The organism is Stagnimonas sp. FW305-C-60 (genome assembly GCF_058782965.1).
Genome location: NZ_JBYSYF010000001.1, coordinates 884,626 through 904,281, shown reverse-complemented (window position 1 = coordinate 904,281; position 19,656 = coordinate 884,626). Strand labels below are relative to the sequence as shown.

The following is a 19,656-nucleotide window of genomic DNA, read 5'->3' as shown; positions in this document are numbered from 1 at the left end:
TGCCGGACAGCGGCCAAGACAGCAGGCCAAAACCTGACGTACGCTCCAGGATTAGAGAGCAACGCCGCGGGTCAACCGGGATGCCACGCGTGCGCTAACTGCCTACCACTTCCCTCGCTGCATCTCCCCTAGCTCATGTCCGATACCCCGCAAAAAGCGCCAGAGAAGAAGGCCGGCCGCCTGGTGCGCCTGCCCAAGGCGCATCGCGTCGAGCAGCTCTTGAACGTGGCGCTGGAGCTGTTCATCGCCCACGGCTACCAGGGCACCTCGATGGAGGACATCGCCAGCGCCGCCGGCGTCACCCGCCCGATCGTCTACAACCACTTCGGCTCCAAGGACGGCATCTACCTGGCCTGCCTGCGGCGCGCGCGCGCCGACCTCGACCGTCAGCTGGCCCATGCCGGCAACTACAGCCGGCTGGAAGACCGCCTGCGCGCTGGTGTGAACGGCTACTTCAATTTCGTCGAGCAAAACCGCCTGTCCTGGCGACTGCTGTTCGCCGGCGGCGTGGCTGTCGCCGGGCCGGCGGCCGAGGAAGCCGCGAGGCTGCGCTTTTCCACTGTCGACGGCATCGCCCAGTTGTTCACTGGCGTCACCCGCAACAACGACCGCACCGCGTTGCTCGCCTACGCCCACGCCCTGTCCGGAGCCGGCGAGCAGTTGGCCAAGTGGTGGCTGACGCAGCCGCAGTTGCCCAAGGAGGTGGTGGTGGAGCTGATGGTGCGGCTGATGTGGCAGGGTCTGCAGGCCCAGGCGCCGGAAACCTCCCAGGCCTAAGCTCCCCCGGAAGCGCCAGCCGATACCGCCCCGGACTGGACCTGGCCGCCGGATTCCGAAATCCGCGTCAAATGACATGACGATCCTGTCATCAGGACCGCCGCTGCTGCGTTGTTGAGGGGTCCGCTGCACCAGTTCCGGCGCGGCTGCCGTGGCGCTTCACAGGCGACCTCGGCCATCGTGGACATCGGCAAAACCAAATATTGACGCGCCATCGACAAAGCCGGCGAATGCCGGGCTTTGTTTGGCGCCGTCCAACTTTCGTCGGGTGAGTTCATGCATTTCCGCCAATTGTTCCTACGCGCCGCCTTGAGCCTCGGTCTGGCTGGCGTCCTCGGCAGCGCCCTCGCCTCCGAACCCGCGTCTCAGGACGTGACGGTGACCGGCACTCCTGGCGAGACCATCGTCGTGGAATGGACCGGCACCGCCCTGCCGGGGGTCTCCGGCGCCGGCAGCGTCGGTAGCCTCGGTGGCGTGGGCACCGCCTGCCTGCCGGCCGGCCCGGACGACAGCCACGACATCAACCTGGTGATCCCCGACGGCCTCTACGAGAGCAACCACGTCACCGCTGATTTCCAGATCACCTGGACACCCGGCGCGCCGGTGCCCGGCGGCCTGGTCAGCGATCCTGACCTGGCGCTGTCGGTGTACAGCGGCACCACCGCGCTGGGCTCCAGCGACGGCGGTGATCCGCAGGAAACCGTCGGCCTCAACGATCCGGCCAGCGGCACCCTGACCGCGGTGGTCTGCCCCTTCACCGCCAGCGCGCCCACCGACTACCACGCGACGCTCACCGTCAAGGTGCTGAAGGCCGCCGAATGCCTGGCGCCGTCGAGCAAGGCGCTGGCCAATTCCACGGTGCCTTCGGCCGGCGCGGTCGGCGGATTCGACGCCGCGGACCAGTACCGGCTGCCCAACTTCGACCAGTTCCTGCACGAGGCCAGCGCACGCCGCAGCGCGCCACCGGCCAGCGGCCTCGGCGGCCGCCATCAGTCGCCGATCTTTGATCTGGACCTCGGCCTGCCCAGCTTCCTCTGGGCACGCAAGGACGCGCCGGTCGCAGCGGTCGGCGCGCTCGCCCCACGCGAACTGCTGATCGCCCGTGCCCGCGCGCACCTGCGCAGCGAGGCCAAGCTGCTCAAGCTCAGCGCAGCGATGATCGACGAGGCCGAGGCCTACGACGCCCGCTACAACGGCGACGGCCCGGCCGTGGTGCGCTTCCGCCAGCGAGTCAAGGGCACCGAGGTCTATCACCGCGGCCTGAATGTGCTGCTCGACAGGCAGGGCCAGCCGATTGCCAGCTCCGGCTACTTCGCCACCGACTACGACGCCGCCGCCAGCGAGTCGCTGCGCTACCAGCGCAGCGCCGCCCAGGCCATCGCCGCCGCCTGGGCCAGCTTCGGCGGCCAGTTGCCGGTCGGGCAGTTGCTGCGCACCGGCAGCAAAGCCGGCTTCGATCTCTACACCACCCCCAGCCTGGGCAGCCGCTTCGTGTTCGAGCGCGCGCCGCGCGCCAAGCCGGTCTACTACCCGCGCGCGGGTCGTCTGGAACCGGCCTACGAGGTGGAGCTGTTCGTACGTCACCGCGCCGCCGGCGGCGGCCTGCTGGCCTACTCGCTGGTGGTCTCCGGCCTGGACGGCACGATCCTGCACCGCGACAACCTGAGCGCCAACGCCAGTGCCTACAGCTATCGCGTGTTCGCCGATCCTGAGGGCATCCACCAGCCTTACGACGAGCCGACCGGCAACGATCTGATCCCCTTCCCGTTCAGCGACCCGAACGCGCCGGTCAATGCCGTCAGTGCCAGCGCCAACCTGATCACCCTGGTCAGCGGGCCGATTGCCAACGGCGATCCCTGGCTGCCGGACGGCGCCACCCAGACCACCGGCAACCACAGCGACGCCTGCATCGACCAGTACGACCTGCAGGGCGTGCCAATTGCCGTGCCGCCGCCAGTGAATTCCTGTGTCGAAGGCCTGGAGCCGCGCGCGCCGACCACCGGGGCCAACAGCTTCGACTACCCCATCGCCGCCTTCGATGACCCCAGCACCGACAACGCGAAGAACGCGGCGGTGGTGAGCATGTTCTATACCGTCAACTGGCTGCACGACTGGTGGTACGACCACGGCTTCGACGAGGTGGCTGGCAACGCCCAGACCAGCAACTACGGTCGCGGCGGCGTCGAAGGCGACCCGCTGCTGGCGCAGGGCCAGGATGGCTCTGGCCGCAACAACGCCAACATGGCCACACCGTCGGACGGCAGCTCGCCGGTGATGCAGCAGTACCTGTTCAACGGCCTGATCAAGGGCAGCGTGGAAGTCACTTCCGATCCGAGCATCGGCAAGATCGCCTTCAACGCCGTCGAATACGGCCCGCAGACCTACGACTACAGCGGCGTGGCGGCGGTCGGCAACGACCAGTTCGACCCGACCAACGACGGCTGCACCGGGCTGGCCACACCCGCCGGTCCGGCGCTGCCGGTAGTGGGCTCGCCGACGGTGGCGGTGCCGGTACCGCAACCCGATCCCAACCTGCTCGGCAAGATCGCGGTGATCGTGCGCGGCGGCGGCTGCCCCGGCTCCTACAAGGTGCGCTGGGCCGTGGAGTCCGGCGCCTCGGCGGTGCTGCTGGTCCACAACGGCGACGGCCCGCCGCCCTATCTCGCCAATGGCGACATCCCCATCGACGCGCCGGTGCAGCCCACCAATTACGTCTACCAAGTGCCGATCGCGGTCATCAAGCGCGACGACGGGCAGAAGATCATGGACGCCATCGCCGCCGGCCAGGAGGTCAGCGTGCATATGGTCCGCGAGCCGACCATCGACCTCGATGGCACGCTCGACAACCTGATCATCGCGCACGAGTACTTCCACTACGTGCACCACCGCCTGACCGATTCCAGCAACAACCAGGCGGACAGCATGAGCGAGGGCTGGGGCGACATTAACGCCTTCATGCTCTCGACCCGGGAGAACGACCGCGCGGTGGCTGGCAATGACCAGTACCAGGGCGCCTACCCGGGCGCGACCTATGTGACGCAGAGCTACTTCTACGGCATCCGGCGCGCGCCCTACTCCACCGACTTCGCCAAGAACGCCTTCACCTTCAAGCACATCGCCGATGGTGAACCGACCCCGGACGGCGGCGACGGCTCGATCAACTCGGAGGTGCACAACGCCGGCGAGATCTGGGCGAACATGGTCTGGGAGTGCTACGTGGGCCTGCTCAACGATCCTCGCCACAGCTTCGCCGAGGCGCAGAAGCGGATGCAGGACTACATCATCGGCGGCTTCAAGATGACGCCGGCCGACGCGACCTACACCGAGGCACGCGACGCGATCCTGAGCGTGGCGCTGGCCAACGACTTCCAGGACTACCAGGAATGCTCGAAGGGCTTTGCCAAGCGCGGCGCCGGCCTCAACGCGGTGTCGCCGGCACGCGCCAGCACCGATCACATCGGCGTGATCGAGGACTACAGCGAGTTCGTCTGCAAGGTGGACAACCCGGGCGGCGGCTCCAGCTCCGGTGGAACCAGCGGCGGTGGCGGCTCCGGTGGCGGCAGTCAGACTGGCCGCTTCGGCGGCGGCTCGCTCAACCTGCTGCTGTTGCTACCCCTGCTGCTGACGGGCCTGTTCCGGCGGCGACGGCTGGGCTAGTCCGACAGCCAGCGACACACCGATCCCCGGCCTGTGCGCCGGGGATTTTTTTGCCCGTCGTTCAGCTCAGCGTCTGCGCGCAGCGGTAGATCGGGTAGAGCCCGTAGCGCTCGTCCCAGGACGGGTGCCGGCGGTAGAAGAACTCCAGCCGCGCCTCGGGATCGGCGGCGAAGGCCGGGTCGGAATCCAGGCGGCGCTTGAACTCCGCGCCCAGCAGCGGATCCTCGTCGAGCATCTGCTCGGCCACCTGTTCGGCGACATAGCCCTCCATGTACTCGACCTGCTCGTAGCAGCCGTTGAAATAGCCCCAGGCGGCGTAGGAGTCCGGGCTCATCGGCTCCAGCAGGCTCATCAGCAGGCGCGCGCCGGGCTGGGCGATGGGCACGAACAGCGAGCCGGCCGGTAGCTCGCGGATCTCGGCCTGCCAGACGCCTTCCAGCTCCAGCTTGGTGCGTCCCTCGTAGGTCTTCGCCGACAGCGTGTGGCGGCTAGCGCGGAAGGTTTCCAGCGCCAGCTCCGCGCGCGCCTCGCTCAGCCGCCGGTAGGCTAGGCCGTGCAGCTCCAGCTGGGTCGCCAGCCAGTCGGCATAGGCGGCCGGCACCAGATAGCCGCCATTGGGCGCGCGTTCGATCAGCCGTGGCTCGACCACATCCTTCAGCGGCACCCGCCAGATCGCCGGCTGCTGGTCGTCGTAGCGGGTGGCGAGCGCGCCGGAGATCGCCGAGGGCGTGCGCGTGTAGGCGTAGCCGCGAAAGTCGATCAGCGTCGTGCGCGCACCGTTCTGGTAGTCCAGCGCCACCCGCTCGCCGCCCAGCCGGCTGGCGGCGGCATCGGCGGCCTGCGCGCGCGCCAGCCAGTCGCGGCCTTCCACCGCCGCCAGCTCGCAGAGCGCGCGGATGCTGTTGCGGGTGATCTGCACGCGGGTGGCGTAGTCCTTCCAGGAATGGGTTTCCACCAGCACCGTCCAGCGGTTGCGCCAGGCCCAGTAACCGGTGGAAAAGCGCGGCGCGTAGGCGTCGACCACGAAACCGGAGGCGGGGTCGTCGGCCTCCACCAGCGAGGGGTAGAACGGCAGCGGCAGCGAACCCTTGGCGGCCAGCCGGTCGAGGATGCCATCGCGCAGCGCCACGCCAGCGGCGTGCAGGCCGGGCTCGCCGACATGGATGGGCTCGACCTGGATCGAAATATCGTGCTCGAACTGCGCGCCATTGGTGGCGTGCAGGTCCATGTACACCAAAGGGTCCCAGTGATTGAGCAGGCGCAGCAGGGCCTGCATCTCCGGCGCCGCCGCCTTGGTGTAGTCGCGGTTGAGATTGAGGTTGTGCGCGGTGGTGCGCCAGCCCATCTCCTCCGGGCCGTTCTGGTTGGGGCGGTTCCAGGCCTTGAAGCGCTCGTGGCCGTCGGCATTGAGCACCGGCACGAACAGCAGCAGGAAGTCGCGCAGCAGCGGGCTGTCGGTCTGGAGCAGCTCGCGCAGTTCGGCGAAGCCGGCGTCCTTGCCGTCGCACTCACCGGGGTGGATGCCGCCCTGCACCAGCAGCACCGGCAGGCCGCGCTCGCGGGCGGCTTCCGGCGTCAGCGCGCCGCTGGTGGAGACCGCCAGCGCGTGCAGCTCGCGACCTTCCGGCGTATGGCCAAAGTTGAAGGCGCGCGCGGCCTGCGGCCAGCACTGCGCAAAGGCGCGGCACAGCGCGCCGACCTCGTCGTAGCGGCCGGTCAGCCGGTAGCCGGATCGTTCGGCGAGCGTGGTCAGCGAGGCGGGCGTGGTCATGGCGGCAAAGGCTCCGGAATCAGGCGATGCCGGAGGTTAGCCGAGCCCCAGCCTCAGCGCAGGATGCCCCGCCAGTTGGCCGGCGCGGCGTAGCCACCGGGGAAGATTTCCTCCAGCAGCTCGCTGCTCAGGCCCATGCGCCCGGCGAGCAGCTCGCCGAGCACCGAGCGGAAGTCGGTGGTCGGCTCCAGATCCTCGCCTTGATAGAGCGCGCCGGCCGACAGCCCCGGCCACTGGCCATGCACACGGCCGCCGAGCACGCCGGCACCCATCAGCAGCATGGAAGAAGCGGTGCCGTGGTCGGTGCCGCCGAGGTTCTCCCTGGCCTTGCGGCCGAACTCGGTCATGGTCACCAGGGTCACGCCGTCCATCAATTCGCCGAGATCGTCGTGGAAGGCGCGCAGCGCGCCGGCGAAGTTCGGCAGCGCCGCCGCGTGCCGGCTGACCTGGTTGACGTGGGTATCCCAGTCGTCCTCGGAACTCACCGAGATCACCCTCGGCGCCAGACCACCCCGGATCGCCTGCGCGGCGACTTTCAGCCCCTGCCCCAGGCTGGTGGCGGGATAGCTCACCGTCGGCTCCGGCGGCGGCGAGGCCTGCAGCAGGCGCATGCCCTCGGCGAGCTGGCGGATGCGCTCGCCCGGCGCGCCGGCCAGGCCGGCCATGGTTTCGATCAGCGCGGTGGCGGCATCGCCCATCACCGAGCCGTGCTGGTAGTCGGCGAAGTTGCGCACCGCGATGGCGCCGGCATAGCCCTGGAAACTGGCCGGCACCGCGCTCTCGGCGGCCAGCGCCGCCCAGGTACTGTCGTGGCTGTCACGCAGCATCACCCGCGCCAGCCAGCCGCCGTAGGCGCCACTACGGGCGCCGGCCTCGGCGATCGACTGGGCGAAGAAGTGCGAGCGGTCGCGCGCCTCCTGCGGCACCCAGCCGGTGGCAGCGACAAAGCCCAGGCGACCGCTGTCGTACAGCGGCTTGAGCGCGGCGAGGCCGGGATTGAGGCCGAAGTAGCCGTCGAGATCGAGCGGGCTGCCGACCTTGATGTTGGGGCGCAGCGCGGCGTAGTCGGGATCGCCGTAGGGCACCAGCAGATTGAGCCAGTCGGCGGCGAAGCGCTGGAACACCACCACCAGGGTGTGCGGACTGGCGCTGGCAGCGCTGCCGACCGTGGTCGCGCCCCCTGTGGAGGTGGTCGAGGTAACACCGGAGGAGGTCGCAGTGCCACCGCCGGTGGCGGCCTGGGGCGCGGCGGTGGGGGCCGTGGTTTCGCCGGGACGGGAACCGCAGGCCGCGGTGCCGCTGGCGGCCAGCAGGGTGAGCAGGGCGCGTCGGGAGAGCATCAGGGCTACCTCAGCAGAAACCAGGGCGAGGCCAGCAGCACGAACACCAGACCCTTCACCCGCTTCTCCAGCTCGGTGTTGGTCATCTCGGCGTCGGGATCGGCGTCCTGGGCGACGAAGGCCAGCGCGGCGGCGCTGGCGGCCTCCGGCAGCGGGGTGAACAGCAGATTGGCGACCGCGTTGCTGACCGCCTGCCGCGGCGTCTTGGCGCGGGTGACGCCGGTGGCGACGCTGTTGCCCAGGGTCAGGAAGCTGATCGGGTCGGCAAGCAGATAGCTGTAGCTGATCCCTTCCACCAGCCCGACCAGAAACTTCTGCTGGTAGAGCATGGTGTTGCTGTTGGCCCAGTAGTCGGCGCTGTCCGGGTAGCCGTTGGGCGGCACCCAGCCGAAGGGCTCGTGGCCGGCCTGCACCAGTGAATTGAACAGCAGGCCATTGGGCGCCGCGACCGGAATGCCGAACAGATTGGTGTTGGCAAGCTGATCGACCTGGTTGATGCCGCAGGCGCGCAGCGCGCCGACCATCGCCTCCAGCGGGCGCTTCAGCTTGGCGCCGGCGCTGGCCTCGAATTCCGCCGAGTTGAGGATCAGCCGCAGCATCGCCTTGATGTCGCCGCCGGTGGCGGTGAAGCTGGTGGCGACGCGCTCCACCAGCGCCGGCGGCGGCGTGTCGGCGACGAAGCGGCGGCAGAGCTTGGTAGCGATGAAATGGGCGGTGCCGGGGTGGGCGAGGATCAGATCCAGCGCGCGGTCGATCTCGGCCTCGCCGCCACCGGCGGGGAACTCCACGCCCAGGAAGCTCTTGGCGCTGCCGTCGTGCTGGCTGGCGTTGAACTGCACCGTACCGTAGGCGAGCGCGCTGAGCGGCAGGTCGGTGACGAAGCCCAGCCCGCTCAGGATCAGCGACAGCGCCTTCATGTCGGCCTCGCTGTAGCCGCCGCCCTTGCCCAGCGTGTGCAGCTCCAGCAGCTCGCGGGCGTAGTTCTCGTTGATCTGGCCGCTGCGGTTCAGCCAGTTGTCGAGGTAGTGCAGCATCTCGGCGCTGCGCACCGAGGCCTTCAGCAGGGTCTTGAAGTTGCCGAGGGCATTGGCGCGGATGACGTTGCGATCGAAGTCGATCTTCATCGGCACCGGGTTCTTGCGGATATAGGTGTTGAAGTGGTCGTTCCAGAAATCGACCATCACCTCGTGCAGCTGGGCGCTGGACAGCAGCGCGCGGTGCAGCATCGCGCTCTGCAGCTCCAGTTGGTGGATGTTCACCACAAAACCGGCGCCGGTGCTCAGGTAGATGGCCGAGCCGGTGGTGTTGATCAGCGGATAGAGCGCGGCGGTGAGGGTTTCGGCGAGCAGATCGCTGGCGCCGAGCTGCTCCTCGATGTAGGCGGCGCGGCCGAGGTCGCGCACCCGCGCCAGGCTGGCCGGGGTCGGGCCGAAGCTGATCCGCCGCAGCAGGTGCAGGTCGAGATCGGGGCCGGCGATCTCGCCGGGCTCCATCGCCAGGGCGCTGCGGCCGAGGTCCGCCAGCAGGCCGCCGTAGAGCGCCGAGTAGGCGGCGAGTTGAAGAAAGCTCCTGCGCTGCATCATGGTCACCGCCTGCGTTCCATGCCGGCCGAGGGCCGGGCTCGGGTTGGACTCCCAACAATCGTGCCTACCGATTCAGCCGGCATTGAAACGCAGCCGGGTGGCGCGCGCCAGAGGCGGATCGTCAGGTGGCGGGCCGGTGCCCCGACACCGGCGGACCGCTCAGGCGTGCAGCGGGAAGCGCAGCAGCACCTTGGTGCCGCCCTGGGTGGCTTCGTCCCACTGGATGTCGCCCTGCAATTCGGCGGCGCGCTCGCGCATGCCCGCGGTGCCCTGGCCGGCACCGATCCGTTGCGGGTCGTAGAGGCCGAAGTCGGTGATCTCCAGCACCAGCTCGCCGGCCAGCTCGCTGACGCGCACCCGCAGCGCCCGGGTCTGGCCGTGGCGCAGGGCATTGCTCACCGCCTCGCGGACGATGCGCGACAGGTGCAGCACCCGCGCCTGATCGAGCACCACCGTGGGCAGGGGCGCCGCCTGCTGCCAATCCAGCGCCACACCCAGCGCGCCCAGACGCTGCGCGACCTCGGCACGGATGACATCCAGCAGCTCCGGCAGCGGGCCGGCGACGCGGCTCGACTGCGAGACCACCTCGCGCAGGATCTGCAGCGCCTCGCGCGCACGGTCGGCCTGCACCGGCGTCTCGGCGCCGTAGACCAGATCGAGCAGCTTGGCGCCGAGATCGTCGTGCAGGTTCTGATAGATGCGCTGACGCTCGCGCAGCAGCGCCCGCGCCTCGGCAGCACCCGCGTCTTCGCCCGCAGTCGCGGTGGTCGCGGTGGCGGCCGGGCGCGGCCTCCACAGCCTCATGGCACGGCCCCGGTCGCCGGCGCGCCGAGCTTGGCAAGCAGGGCGTCGGCCTTCTGCACGCGCGGATGCGTGGGTTTGAGCAGGCTCAGCAGGATCGGCCGCGCGCGTTCCAGGCGCTGGCGCGCCTCCTCCGGCTGACCGAGGTCGTAGAGCGCCTGGGCATGGCCGGTCTCGAACACCGCGACATTGAAATTGTCCGGCCCGAACACCGCGACGCTGTCGGCGTGCAGCCGGCGGTACAGCGCCAGGGCCTCGGCGCTGCGTCGCTGGTCGAGCAGGAATTGGCCGAGGTCGTGGCGCGCCTTGAACGGCTCCGGGTGCTTGTCGCCCATCACCTTCGGCAGGCCGGCGATGGCGTGCCGGAACAGCCGCTCGGCCTCTGCCGCCTGGCCGGTCTGCGCCAGGCCGCGCGCGAGGTTGCGCTCGGCCATCAGCGCCACCCGGCTCTCCACGCCCTGCGCGGCGCGCGCGCCTTCCAGATTGAGCGTGCCAAGGGCCGTGGCCTCGTCCCACTTCTTCTGGTTGAGCAGGGCGTTGACCAGATTGCCCTGCGCCGCCAGCGTGCTCAGCCCCTGCGGTCCGTAGATGCCGACATTGATCTCGCCCAGCTCTCGCAGCACCGTCTCCGCCTCGGCGAAGTTGCCGGCGCTGAGTTGCAGCAGCGCGATCTCGTTGAGGGTGGCGGCGGTCAACGGGTGGCGCGGGCCGAGGCTGCCGCGCGCACGCGCCAGCAGGCCCTGCTGCAGGCGCACCGCCTCGTCGTTGTTTCCGGCCAGGCGCAGGGCGTAGGCCAGCCGGTAGAGATTGAACAGGGTGTAGAGATCGTCCTTCGCCAGCGTCGTCTCGCTCTCCGCCACCGCCTCGCGCAGCAGGGCGATCACCGCCGGGTAGTCGCTGCGCGCCAGTTGCTGATCGGCGATGTGGCCGGCCAGCACCATGCGCAGGCGCTGCGCCTCGCCGGTGGCCGGTGGCAACTGGGCGCGCAGCTTGAGCAGGGTTTGCAGGGCCTCGTCGCGGTCGCCGGTCTCGCCCTTGGCGATGGCATACAGCGCCTCGATCTCGATGCCCAGCAGCGGCTCCTGCGCGCTGCCCCGCGGCGCGGCGGCCAGACGCTCGCGCGCCTTCTCGAACAGCGCCAGCGCCTGCGGGTAGCGCTCCAGCGAATGCTGGGTGCTGCCCAGGGTCTTGTAGAGCTGCGCGGCCACCAGCGGCGGCACGCTGAGGTCGGTCGCCAGCACCTTTTCGGTGTTGGCGAGAAAGCCTTCCAGCGTGCGCGGCGCGCCCGGGCTGGCGAGCATCGGGTCGGGCGTGGCGAGCGCGTCTTCCAGAAACTGGTTGACCGCACGCAGCTCGGCGGAGCGGCTCTCGGCCTGGCTGCGCGCCTCGGCCTCCTGCAGGCGCGCCGCCTGCTCGCTGAAGGCAAAGCGGGTGCTGACCACGCTCGCCGCCACCAGCGACAGCAGCGCCACGCCCAGGGCGGCGGACAGGCCGCGATGCCGGCGCATGAAGCGCGACATCACATAGGTCGCGGTCGGCGGCCGCGCCTCGATGGGGCGGAAGTCGAGATAGCGTTGCAGATCGCCGGCGAGATCGGCGGCCGACTCGTAGCGGTCGCGCGCCTCGAAGGCCATGGCCTTGTGCAGGATGGTTTCGAGATCGCCGCGCGCCTCCGGCAGATGGCTGGACAGCCGCTGCGGCGCGCTCTTGCGGCGCTGCTCCAGCACCGCCGTCAGCGAGGGCAGCGCCGGCATCGGGTAGGGGCGCGTGCCGGCCACCAGCTCGTAGCCGATCACGCCGAGCGCGAACACGTCGCTGCGCGGGTCCAGCGCCGCCGCCTCGCCGCCGAGCTGCTCCCAGCTCATGTAGGGCAGCGTGCCCAGCACCTCGCCGGCGCGGGTCAGCGAGGTCTGGCCTTCGCTATCCATGACGTGGGCAATGCCGAAGTCCAGCACCTTGGGCTGGCCGTGGGCATCCACCAGCAGGTTGGCGGGCTTGAGGTCGCGGTGGATCACGCCGCGTGTGTGCGCAAAGTGCACCGCCCTGCAAACCGTCACCAGCAGCGCCAGCTTGTCGCGCAGCGGCAGCGCGCGGGCGTGGCTGAGCAGGTCGGCGCCCGGCACGTACTCCATCGCCAGGTACGGCTGCGGCCCCAGCGGAGTGTCGGCGACATCGGCGGCGTACAGGCGCGCGATGTTGGGGTGCTCCAGCAGCGCCAGCAGGCGCGCCTCGCGGGCAAAGCGGGCGCGCACGTCCGGCAGCGCCAACGCGCCGCGCAGCAGCTTGAGCGCCACCGCGCGCTCCGGCTGCTGCTGCTGCGCCAGCACCACCCGGCCCATCGCGCCCTCGCCCAGCAGGCGCTGCACGCGGTAGGGGCCGATCTGCTCGGGCAAGGCGGTATCGGTGGACATGGGGACGCGGCGGCTGGCGGTGGGGTGGCGCGGCAGTTTCCGGTGCCGGGCGGGATTCGGCTAGCCTGCGGCGATGGAACACCCGATCGCCATCCCCCGATTGGCCCTGGTCATGGACGACCATGCCGGCGCCCGCGCCTGGCTGACCGCCGCCGTGACCGAGGCCTTCCCCAGCGCCAGCGTGGTCGCCTGCGCCAGCGTCGCCGAGGCACGCGCCGAGGTCGCCGCCCGGCGCTTTGACCTGGCCCTGCTCGACCTGAAGCTGCCGGATGGCAGCGGCCTGGAGCTGCTGGCGCCGCTGCAAGCCCAGCCCGAACCGGCCCTGTGCGTGGTGGCCACCATCTACGACGACGACGAGAACCTGTTCGCCGCCCTCAAGCGCGGCGCCCAGGGCTATGTGCTGAAGGAGCAGTCCCGGGACCAGCTTGCCGACATGCTGCGCGCCATGGTCGGCGGCCAGCCGCCGCTGTCACCGGCGATCGCGCGGCGCCTGCTGCGGCAGTTCAGCGCGCCACCGGCCGCCACCAAGGCCCCCGCCCCCGACAACCCGCTGAGCCCTCGCGAACGCGAGGTGCTGTCGCTGATCGGCAAGGGCTACTCGGTGGCCCAGGCCGCGAGCGCCCTGGAGATGAGCCACCACACCGCCCACGACCACGTGCGCGCCATCTACCGCAAGCTGGCGATTGCCAGCCGCGCGGAGGCGGCGATTGCGGCTAGGGATTTGGGGTTGGCTTGAGGGGGCTTGTAGTCCCAGCATGACAGTCGCGTACCAGCCCATTGCGGTCATTCGGATGCGATGCGATTTCATGAACCCTCTTAAGCTTTCACAAAGAGAGTGCCTACGCCGACAGGCAGCTCATGGCGAACGGTCAATGCTCGTGAATACATCCCAGCTTCAAGATGTCGGGCACCAATGCAGCAGATGGTCACCAACCTCCGCGCAACGCAGCAACTTGGGGAAGAAATCACACGAATGCACTTTGTAGATCCGCAAGAGGCCTGCCGAAGTTACAAACGGGCGGCATATCGACTCCGTTTTCTCAACCCACGTGGCCATTACCTGGGTGGAAATATCAGTTCGCAAGATTGTCTTTATTCGGCGAACACGAACATCGCCTTCACGGTAGTGAGATGTCAGCCGTTCGATCAGCTGGACTCGGATTTCCCGCATTCCGAGATGGATTGGGCAGCTCCTGATGAGCTGCGCTTCTGGGCCTCAATACTTTTATGCGAGGTCCAGTTTGGTCCGCAGCTATCGCTATATCCGTCTTCACAGTTCTATGTGCTTGATGCGGTTTGGCTCGACCTGAGCAGCCCAGAGTCATTGGCGCAGATTTCGACTCTAGTCGAGGAATTGTTCAATGAAGCAACCCCGTTCTGGGGCGCTGACGTTAAGGCTTACCGCACGGACGAATACAGTCTGTTCTATGCGGACTACAGCGTCGAACGACAGCCGGCCTTTTGGAGCGCAATCGATCTAAATAATCATTGCCTACTCCGCGGCATGGCCTGTTTGATCAAGGCTGGCATGCTCGCCTCTCACCGAGAGTTCTGTGAAGAGGCAGGGCTCGTCATGTTCATCGCGCTGGATGCTTCTCACAGCTTGGTGCTCGATGTATTGAAACAGGAAGGAATCAAGAGCCCGACGACACACGATGCCGGCGATTGGGTTGATCGGACCTTCAACGAAACTCTAGGCCAGCCTACCGAGCCTTGGAGATATTTTGAGCAGGATTACGAAAAGAGAATTATGAGTTTCCACCCCCGCAGCAGGTTTGGTGATGCGCTGTATGCACCTTTCATCAATGATGACTGGATACATCTTCGAAGCAATCTGTTGCAAATCTTCGCCTACCTAGTATTGCGATCCGATAGCCCTGAGAAGTCCAAGTCCGCTACAGCAAGGTTGATCTGAAGGAGCTGAGTGCAAGCGGCACATTGTGTCGGTCGATGACCAGCCCAAAGCGACCGATCGCCGTTGCTTGGCTCTTGACGGCAAAAATGAGGCGGGTGTGAAGTCTTGATCATCCGCGGAGGGGTCTGCGGCATAACTCGGCGAGCCCTCGATGCCGGCTCGCTCAAACGGACTGATGCCAATGAAGAATTCTTTTTCGCCAACAGCTTTGCAGCAATCAATCGCCGCACTTCGGCGGTCTAATTATTGTTGGGCGACACGGGAGCGTCACGATGTCTAGTCAGCCAGAACGTTTATTGGTGCGGATTCCGTTTGCGCCGAGCGACGACGAAGATCTTCAGGCACTTTCCATTAGGCTCATTCAGAAGCACGAGTCCGATTTTCGTCCATTCCTAGATCGTCACATTCAGGAGGATGCACGCTACACATATATCGAAGGGTCGCTCGAAGTGACTGATATAGAAATCGATAGCAACGGTGGGGGCGCATCGATAACCTTCATGTCCGATTTCTACGCTGGATGCAGAGACCAAAACGGCACAGAGGACCACGACGCTTTTCTCCCGTTTGAATGTCGAGACGGGCACATGCTTTTCGATCTCGAATTGCCACCGCGATGGTTGATTCAAGACTAGCTTTCCCGTGAGAGCACGAATGTCGCCCAACCATGTCTTCCAGCCGACGTATTTGCCGCCGCCTCGCGTCGTCAAATCCGCGGCTGAAGGCGGGCGTTTGGCGTCATGAGAGGCTTCGTTCACATCTTCGACCGGATTTTCCGAAGGTCCCCAATGCGACCAGCCCAGCCTTGGCATCCGCTTCCGAAGGCGCCGAGCGTTTCCGCGCTGCGGAAGAACGCACGAGACACTTTCGCAAGTTTGAGCATGGCTTCGCTGATCGGAGGCGGCATCGGCTCGATGCCCGCAGTTGGCTTGCTCCGCAACATGGTCCGCCTGCTCGTAAGAGCAGCAGATGAATACGAGGCAGCGATCTCACTGCACAAACAGGCGGTAAAAGATGGATCCCCAATCGGTCTCATCTTGGTGTCGACGCACTGGGAGGGCTGCATCGAGGCATTGCATCGATGCATGCTCATCGCTGAGACGTTTCGCACGCAACTAGGCCGATGGGCACCGGAGGATCACAATCTCCGGATCAACAAGGCCGCTCGGTTCACGGTGGACGAGCAGACACCGATTCGCGAAATTCGCCATGCAGTGCAGCACATCGACCAGGAACTCGGCCGATACGTCAAGCCGGAGGGAAGCACTGATCGGGGCGACGGAATTTTCATCGCGTGCGACGCAGACGGCATTCGGTTCCACGCGTATTCCGTCACGTACGCGGAGATGGCCGACTACATCAAGCGTCTAGCTGAACTGAGCCACTGGCTCAACATGCAAGAACTGTCGGTCGGACATCCGCTCGCCGACCCTGAGCGAAAAGCCGAGGTGAAATTCGAAGGATCCGAGGCCTATCGTAGGCCTTTTGGGTAGGCGCCAATGACGCCAAACAACCTGCACCCGACGTCCCAGCCTCCGCGGCTTTGCCGCTCCGGCAGTGCCGCCGGTGGGCGACGGTGTTCCGGCCGTCCGCTTCTGGCACTGAGCCGTCCCTCACAGAAAGCGCCAATCGCCCCCCATCCACCACGTTCATGGGATAGGCCCCACTAGCGAAGCGCCCCACCCTGCACGCACCCCAAGAGCCTCACCCGGAGTGCGCATGAACCTCAACCTCAGCCTCAGTCCCCGTCTCGTCTCCTTCCATCGACAGTTGCGGCTGGCCGCGCTGGCGGCGGCGGTTGTTGCGGCTCCGTTGGGGATGGCGGCGACGACGACGGGGGCGGAGTTCCGGGTGAATACCGACACCACCAATGCTCAGAGCCCCATCGGCGTGGCGGTGGCGGCGGATGGCGGCGCGGTGGTGGCCTGGACCTCCGGCAGCCCGAGCGGCACCGGGCTCTACGGGCAGCGCTATGCCAACGACGGCACGGCCATCGGTAACGCCTTTCGGCTGGATACCGGCAACAGCGCGGCCAGCTTGCAGACGCCGCAGTCGAGCCTGGCGCCCACGCCCGGCGGCTTCGCGATGGCCTGGAACGGCCAGAAGCTCGGCCTGAGCGGACGGCAGGCGGGCGTGTATCTGCGGCTGTTCGCGGCGGATGGCGCGGCGCTCACCGACGCCATCAACGTCAACACCGCCAACGGCGGCAACTTCGGCTTTGCCAATGCGCGGGTGAGCAGCGATGCCGACGGCAATCTGGTGGTGGCCTACACCGCCAACAGCCGCAGCGCCGACAGCACGCTGTCGCCAACGGTGCGCTTCCAGCGCTTCAATGCCGAGGGCCTGCCGCAGGGCGGCGAGGTGACGGTGAGTGCCAGCGACGACAGCAATCTGGCGGGCTTGAGCCACCAGCCCGGCGGTGGCTTTGGCGTGGTGTTCAGCTCGTCGAGCAGCGGCCAGTCGAGCCTGCAGCGGTACTCGGCGGAGGGCGCGCCGGTGGGCGAGCGGGTGACGCTGACGGGCGTGGTCAATGGCAACAACCCGCTCTGGCTCAGCGACAACGAATATCTCTACGGCGAATACCGGCAGGACCCGACCGGCCAGGGCAACACCACGGCACCGCACTTCACCCTCGGCCGCTATGGCAGCGATGGCGTGCTGATCGGCGAGCGTGTCGAGGTCTCGGCCTGCGGGCCGCTGTATGGCGAGGGCGAGTTGCGCCTGGCCCGCCTCGCCGACGGCCGGCTGCTGACCGCCTACCACTGCCCGCTCGATGGCGGCACGAGCAGCAGCAGCAACCCGTTTCAGCAGATGCGCGCGCCGGAAGGCGTGTACCTGCGCGAGTTCAGCAGCGCCCTGGTTGCGGTTGGGCCGGAGGTGCAACTCAACAGCTACATCAACGACGTGCAGGATCTGCCCAGCCTCGGGCTCGATGCCAGCGGCAATGGCTTTGTGGTCTGGCGCAGCGAGGGCCAGGACGGCAGCGACCTCGGCGTCTACGCGCGGCGGGTGGCGCTGGAGGGCGGCGCGCCGGTCGCCGACACCACGCCGGAGGCCTTCACCTTCACCGATGTCAGCGACGCGGCGCTCAATACCGAGTCGCGCTCCAACAGCATCACCGTGGCCGGCATCAATGCCCTGGCGCCGATCAGCGTGCTGGGCGGTGAGTACTCGATTGGCTGCGGCGGCAACTTCACCAGCGCCGCTGGCAGCATCGGCAACGGCGCGACGGTCTGCGTGCGCCACACCACGGCGGGCAGCGGGCGCACCCGCACCGACACCACGCTGAGCATCGGCGGCATCAGCGACACCTTTACGACCGTGACCCGGGAAGACCAGCAAGGCGCGGCGGCGGACCTGAGCCTCAGCGTCACCGACGACCCCGATCCGGTCACCGCCAGCACGCTGCTGAGCTATGCGGTGCGGCTGCGCAATGCCTCGGCGCAGACCGCCTCGGCGCCGGACACGGTGGTGGAGCTGCGACTGAGCAGCGCCGCCAGCGATTTCCGCGCCTCGGCGGACGGCTTTGTTTGCTCGGGCGACTCGCAGGAAATCCGCTGCGTGAAGGCGGCAGGCTTCAGCGGTGGCGAGCAGGCCTTCCTCAGCGTGCTGCTCACCGCGCCGGCGCAGGCCGGCAGCATCAGCCTGACGGCCACGGTGATCGAGCCGCGCGACCCGGTGCCAGACAACAACACGCAGACCCAGACCACCACCATCAATGCCGGCGGCGGCAATACCGGCAGCGGCGGCACCGTCACCGACCCCAGCGGCCGCAGCGTGGCGGTGCAGTTGAGCGCCGGCCGCCTGGAGAACCTGCGGGCGGTGAGCACGCCGGGCAGCGCGCCGGTGGCGAGCTACGGCCTGGGCTTCTTCGCCTTCGAGGCCAGCGCGGTCACGCCCGGAGGCAGCCTCACCGTTACCGTCACGCTGCCCAGCGGCACGGCGGCGAGCGGACTGGTGAAGTGTGTGGCCGGCACCTGCGCGATCTTCCCGGCCACCGTGAATGGTCAGACGCTGCAATTCACCCTGGTGGACAACGGCGCCGGTGATGCCGACCCGACGCCGGGGCAGATCAGCGACCCCTTCGGCGTCGTGACCTCGGCGCCGACACCGACCACGCCGGTGGTGGTCACCACCAGCCAGGGTGGCGCGCTCAACCTGGCACTGCTGCTGCCGCTGCTGCTACTCGGCGTCCGGCGGCGGACCCCCCCCATGTCCGTGGGATACGCGGCGGCGCGGCCGGCCGGGACACTGCGCTCCTCACCCCGCCGCCCGCTTGCCGCCATGAACAAAGCCCATTCGCTCTGCCTCGCCGGTCTCGCCCTTGCGTTCAGCGCCTCGGCGCAGGAGACCGCCCCCACTCCGCCGCCGGCAGTCTCGGCCGCCGAGGCCAAGGAGGTTCTCAAGCCCACCAACGCCGGTTCGGCGGCCAGCATCGGCAAGCTCGCCATCACCAGTTGCAACGTGCTGTTCGGCACCGAGACCAGCGCCAACTCGGAAACGCAGGCCGGCTTCGGCGAGCCCAGCCAGGGCCGGGTCGACGCCTTCGTGTCCAGCACCTACGAGCTGCTGGGTGTGGATGCCAACGCCCTGCAGACGATGACCGAGGCGATCTGCGCCGACGCCGAGGCGCAGTTGGCGGCCCGCTACCCGGTGATCCCCGCCGCCGAGCTGGCGGCGCACCCGGCCTTTCAACGCCTGCACGCGGGCGGCAAGCCCACCCCCTTCGCCTTGCAGCGCGCGGATGCCAAGTACGCGGTCTATGCGCCGGCCGGCCAGTCGATCGTCGACCTGATGTACCAGAACTCCACCGACACGGCAGCCGGCGCGCTGGCGATGTTCGGCTCCATCGCCAAGACCATCGCCAGCGGCGGCGGCAGCGAGGCCGACGAGGGCGTGCTGCTGAGCGAGCTGGGTGCCTCGGGCGCGCGCATCAACGTGATGGTGGACTTCGCCAAGCAGAAATCGAACAAGGTGAAGGGCTTTCTCGGCAAGATCACCGGCAACGACAGCGCCAAGGTCGAGACCCTGTTGCAGCTCAGCGTCTCCGGCTTCGTGCGGATGACCCCCCACGACAAGCTCAAGACCTACGCCGGCGGCAAGGTGCTGATCGATGGCGACCAGTTCGTGCGCTTCACCACCGTCAAGCCGCTGCTGGCCAATAGCAACGCGGTGCTGGCGGTGCGTGACATCCAGAGCCGGGGCAGCAAGGCCGGCGAGATCGGCGCCAACGTGCTGGCGGGTGCCATGGCGCTCTCCGGCATCAGCACCAGCACGACCAGCATCGAGCGCAATGGCGTGGACGTGGACCCGGCGCTGTACGCCACCGAGGTGCGCGCCCAGGCGCAGCGGCTGGTGGCGATGGCGGCGGTGCTGGCCAAGCCCTGAGCGGCGGAAGGCC

General features: G+C 68.0%; 12 protein-coding genes. 7 read left to right on the top strand and 5 right to left on the bottom strand.

Annotation, left to right across the window (positions count from 1 at the left end; genetic code table 11):
- Positions 1–135: 135 nt before the first annotated feature.
- Both AC3WT6_RS04105 and AC3WT6_RS04100 read left to right on the top strand, forming a co-directional pair.
- On the top strand, positions 136–777 hold the full coding sequence (locus AC3WT6_RS04105; protein WP_492652291.1) for a TetR/AcrR family transcriptional regulator: 642 nt from the start codon (positions 136–138) through the stop codon (positions 775–777).
- Between the two features lie 276 nt (positions 778–1,053).
- The gene (locus tag AC3WT6_RS04100) at positions 1,054–4,434 is read left to right on the top strand and encodes a M36 family metallopeptidase (RefSeq protein ID WP_492652290.1); all 3,381 of its coding nucleotides are present in this window, start codon (positions 1,054–1,056) and stop codon (positions 4,432–4,434) included.
- A gap of 61 nt (positions 4,435–4,495) precedes the next feature.
- Here AC3WT6_RS04100 and AC3WT6_RS04095 read toward each other — a convergent pair whose 3' ends face one another.
- From AC3WT6_RS04095 to AC3WT6_RS04075, 5 genes are all read right to left on the bottom strand, one after another.
- The gene (locus AC3WT6_RS04095) at positions 4,496–6,205 is read right to left on the bottom strand and encodes a M14 family zinc carboxypeptidase (protein ID WP_492652289.1); all 1,710 of its coding nucleotides are present in this window, start codon (positions 6,203–6,205) and stop codon (positions 4,496–4,498) included.
- A 53-nt stretch (positions 6,206–6,258) separates the two neighbouring features.
- Positions 6,259–7,545, bottom strand: a complete 1,287-nt coding sequence (locus AC3WT6_RS04090; protein WP_492652288.1) for a DUF1501 domain-containing protein — start codon at positions 7,543–7,545, stop codon at positions 6,259–6,261.
- Positions 7,546–7,550: 5 nt separating this feature from the next.
- A complete protein-coding gene (locus tag AC3WT6_RS04085; protein ID WP_492652287.1) occupies positions 7,551–9,128 on the bottom strand; it encodes a DUF1800 domain-containing protein in 1,578 nt (525 codons plus the stop codon).
- A gap of 159 nt (positions 9,129–9,287) precedes the next feature.
- Entirely contained in the window at positions 9,288–9,932 is a 645-nt protein-coding gene (locus AC3WT6_RS04080) for a sensor histidine kinase (RefSeq protein ID WP_492652286.1), read from the bottom strand.
- Positions 9,929–12,340, bottom strand: coding sequence for a serine/threonine-protein kinase (locus tag AC3WT6_RS04075; protein ID WP_492652285.1), 2,412 nt, complete (start codon positions 12,338–12,340; stop codon positions 9,929–9,931). The genes AC3WT6_RS04080 and AC3WT6_RS04075 overlap by 4 nt, the downstream gene beginning before the upstream one ends.
- Positions 12,341–12,413: 73 nt before the next feature.
- On the opposite strand from AC3WT6_RS04075, the gene AC3WT6_RS04070 reads away from it, so the two are divergent.
- The 5 genes from AC3WT6_RS04070 (at position 12,414) to AC3WT6_RS04050 (ending at position 19,643) form a co-directional block, all read left to right on the top strand.
- On the top strand, positions 12,414–13,076 hold the full coding sequence (locus AC3WT6_RS04070; protein ID WP_492652284.1) for a response regulator: 663 nt from the start codon (positions 12,414–12,416) through the stop codon (positions 13,074–13,076).
- Between the two features lie 177 nt (positions 13,077–13,253).
- Positions 13,254–14,255, top strand: coding sequence for a hypothetical protein (locus AC3WT6_RS04065; protein ID WP_492652283.1), 1,002 nt, complete (start codon positions 13,254–13,256; stop codon positions 14,253–14,255).
- A 272-nt stretch (positions 14,256–14,527) separates the two neighbouring features.
- The gene (locus AC3WT6_RS04060; RefSeq protein ID WP_492652282.1) at positions 14,528–14,890 is read left to right on the top strand and encodes a hypothetical protein; all 363 of its coding nucleotides are present in this window, start codon (positions 14,528–14,530) and stop codon (positions 14,888–14,890) included.
- Between the two features lie 246 nt (positions 14,891–15,136).
- Positions 15,137–15,748, top strand: coding sequence for a hypothetical protein (locus AC3WT6_RS04055; protein ID WP_492652281.1), 612 nt, complete (start codon positions 15,137–15,139; stop codon positions 15,746–15,748).
- A gap of 226 nt (positions 15,749–15,974) precedes the next feature.
- The gene (locus tag AC3WT6_RS04050; RefSeq protein WP_492652280.1) at positions 15,975–19,643 is read left to right on the top strand and encodes a choice-of-anchor U domain-containing protein; all 3,669 of its coding nucleotides are present in this window, start codon (positions 15,975–15,977) and stop codon (positions 19,641–19,643) included.
- The last annotated feature ends 13 nt before the right edge of the window (positions 19,644–19,656 follow it).

Coding starts and splice junctions, on each gene's coding strand:
- AC3WT6_RS04105 (WP_492652291.1), top strand. CDS start 136: ATGTCCGATACCCCGCAAAAAGCGCCAGAGAAGAAGGCCGGCCGCCTG.
- AC3WT6_RS04100 (WP_492652290.1), top strand. CDS start 1,054: ATGCATTTCCGCCAATTGTTCCTACGCGCCGCCTTGAGCCTCGGTCTG.
- AC3WT6_RS04095 (WP_492652289.1), bottom strand. CDS start 6,205: ATGACCACGCCCGCCTCGCTGACCACGCTCGCCGAACGATCCGGCTAC.
- AC3WT6_RS04090 (WP_492652288.1), bottom strand. CDS start 7,545: ATGCTCTCCCGACGCGCCCTGCTCACCCTGCTGGCCGCCAGCGGCACC.
- AC3WT6_RS04085 (WP_492652287.1), bottom strand. CDS start 9,128: ATGATGCAGCGCAGGAGCTTTCTTCAACTCGCCGCCTACTCGGCGCTC.
- AC3WT6_RS04080 (WP_492652286.1), bottom strand. CDS start 9,932: ATGAGGCTGTGGAGGCCGCGCCCGGCCGCCACCGCGACCACCGCGACT.
- AC3WT6_RS04075 (WP_492652285.1), bottom strand. CDS start 12,340: ATGTCCACCGATACCGCCTTGCCCGAGCAGATCGGCCCCTACCGCGTG.
- AC3WT6_RS04070 (WP_492652284.1), top strand. CDS start 12,414: ATGGAACACCCGATCGCCATCCCCCGATTGGCCCTGGTCATGGACGAC.
- AC3WT6_RS04065 (WP_492652283.1), top strand. CDS start 13,254: ATGCAGCAGATGGTCACCAACCTCCGCGCAACGCAGCAACTTGGGGAA.
- AC3WT6_RS04060 (WP_492652282.1), top strand. CDS start 14,528: ATGTCTAGTCAGCCAGAACGTTTATTGGTGCGGATTCCGTTTGCGCCG.
- AC3WT6_RS04055 (WP_492652281.1), top strand. CDS start 15,137: ATGGCTTCGCTGATCGGAGGCGGCATCGGCTCGATGCCCGCAGTTGGC.
- AC3WT6_RS04050 (WP_492652280.1), top strand. CDS start 15,975: ATGAACCTCAACCTCAGCCTCAGTCCCCGTCTCGTCTCCTTCCATCGA.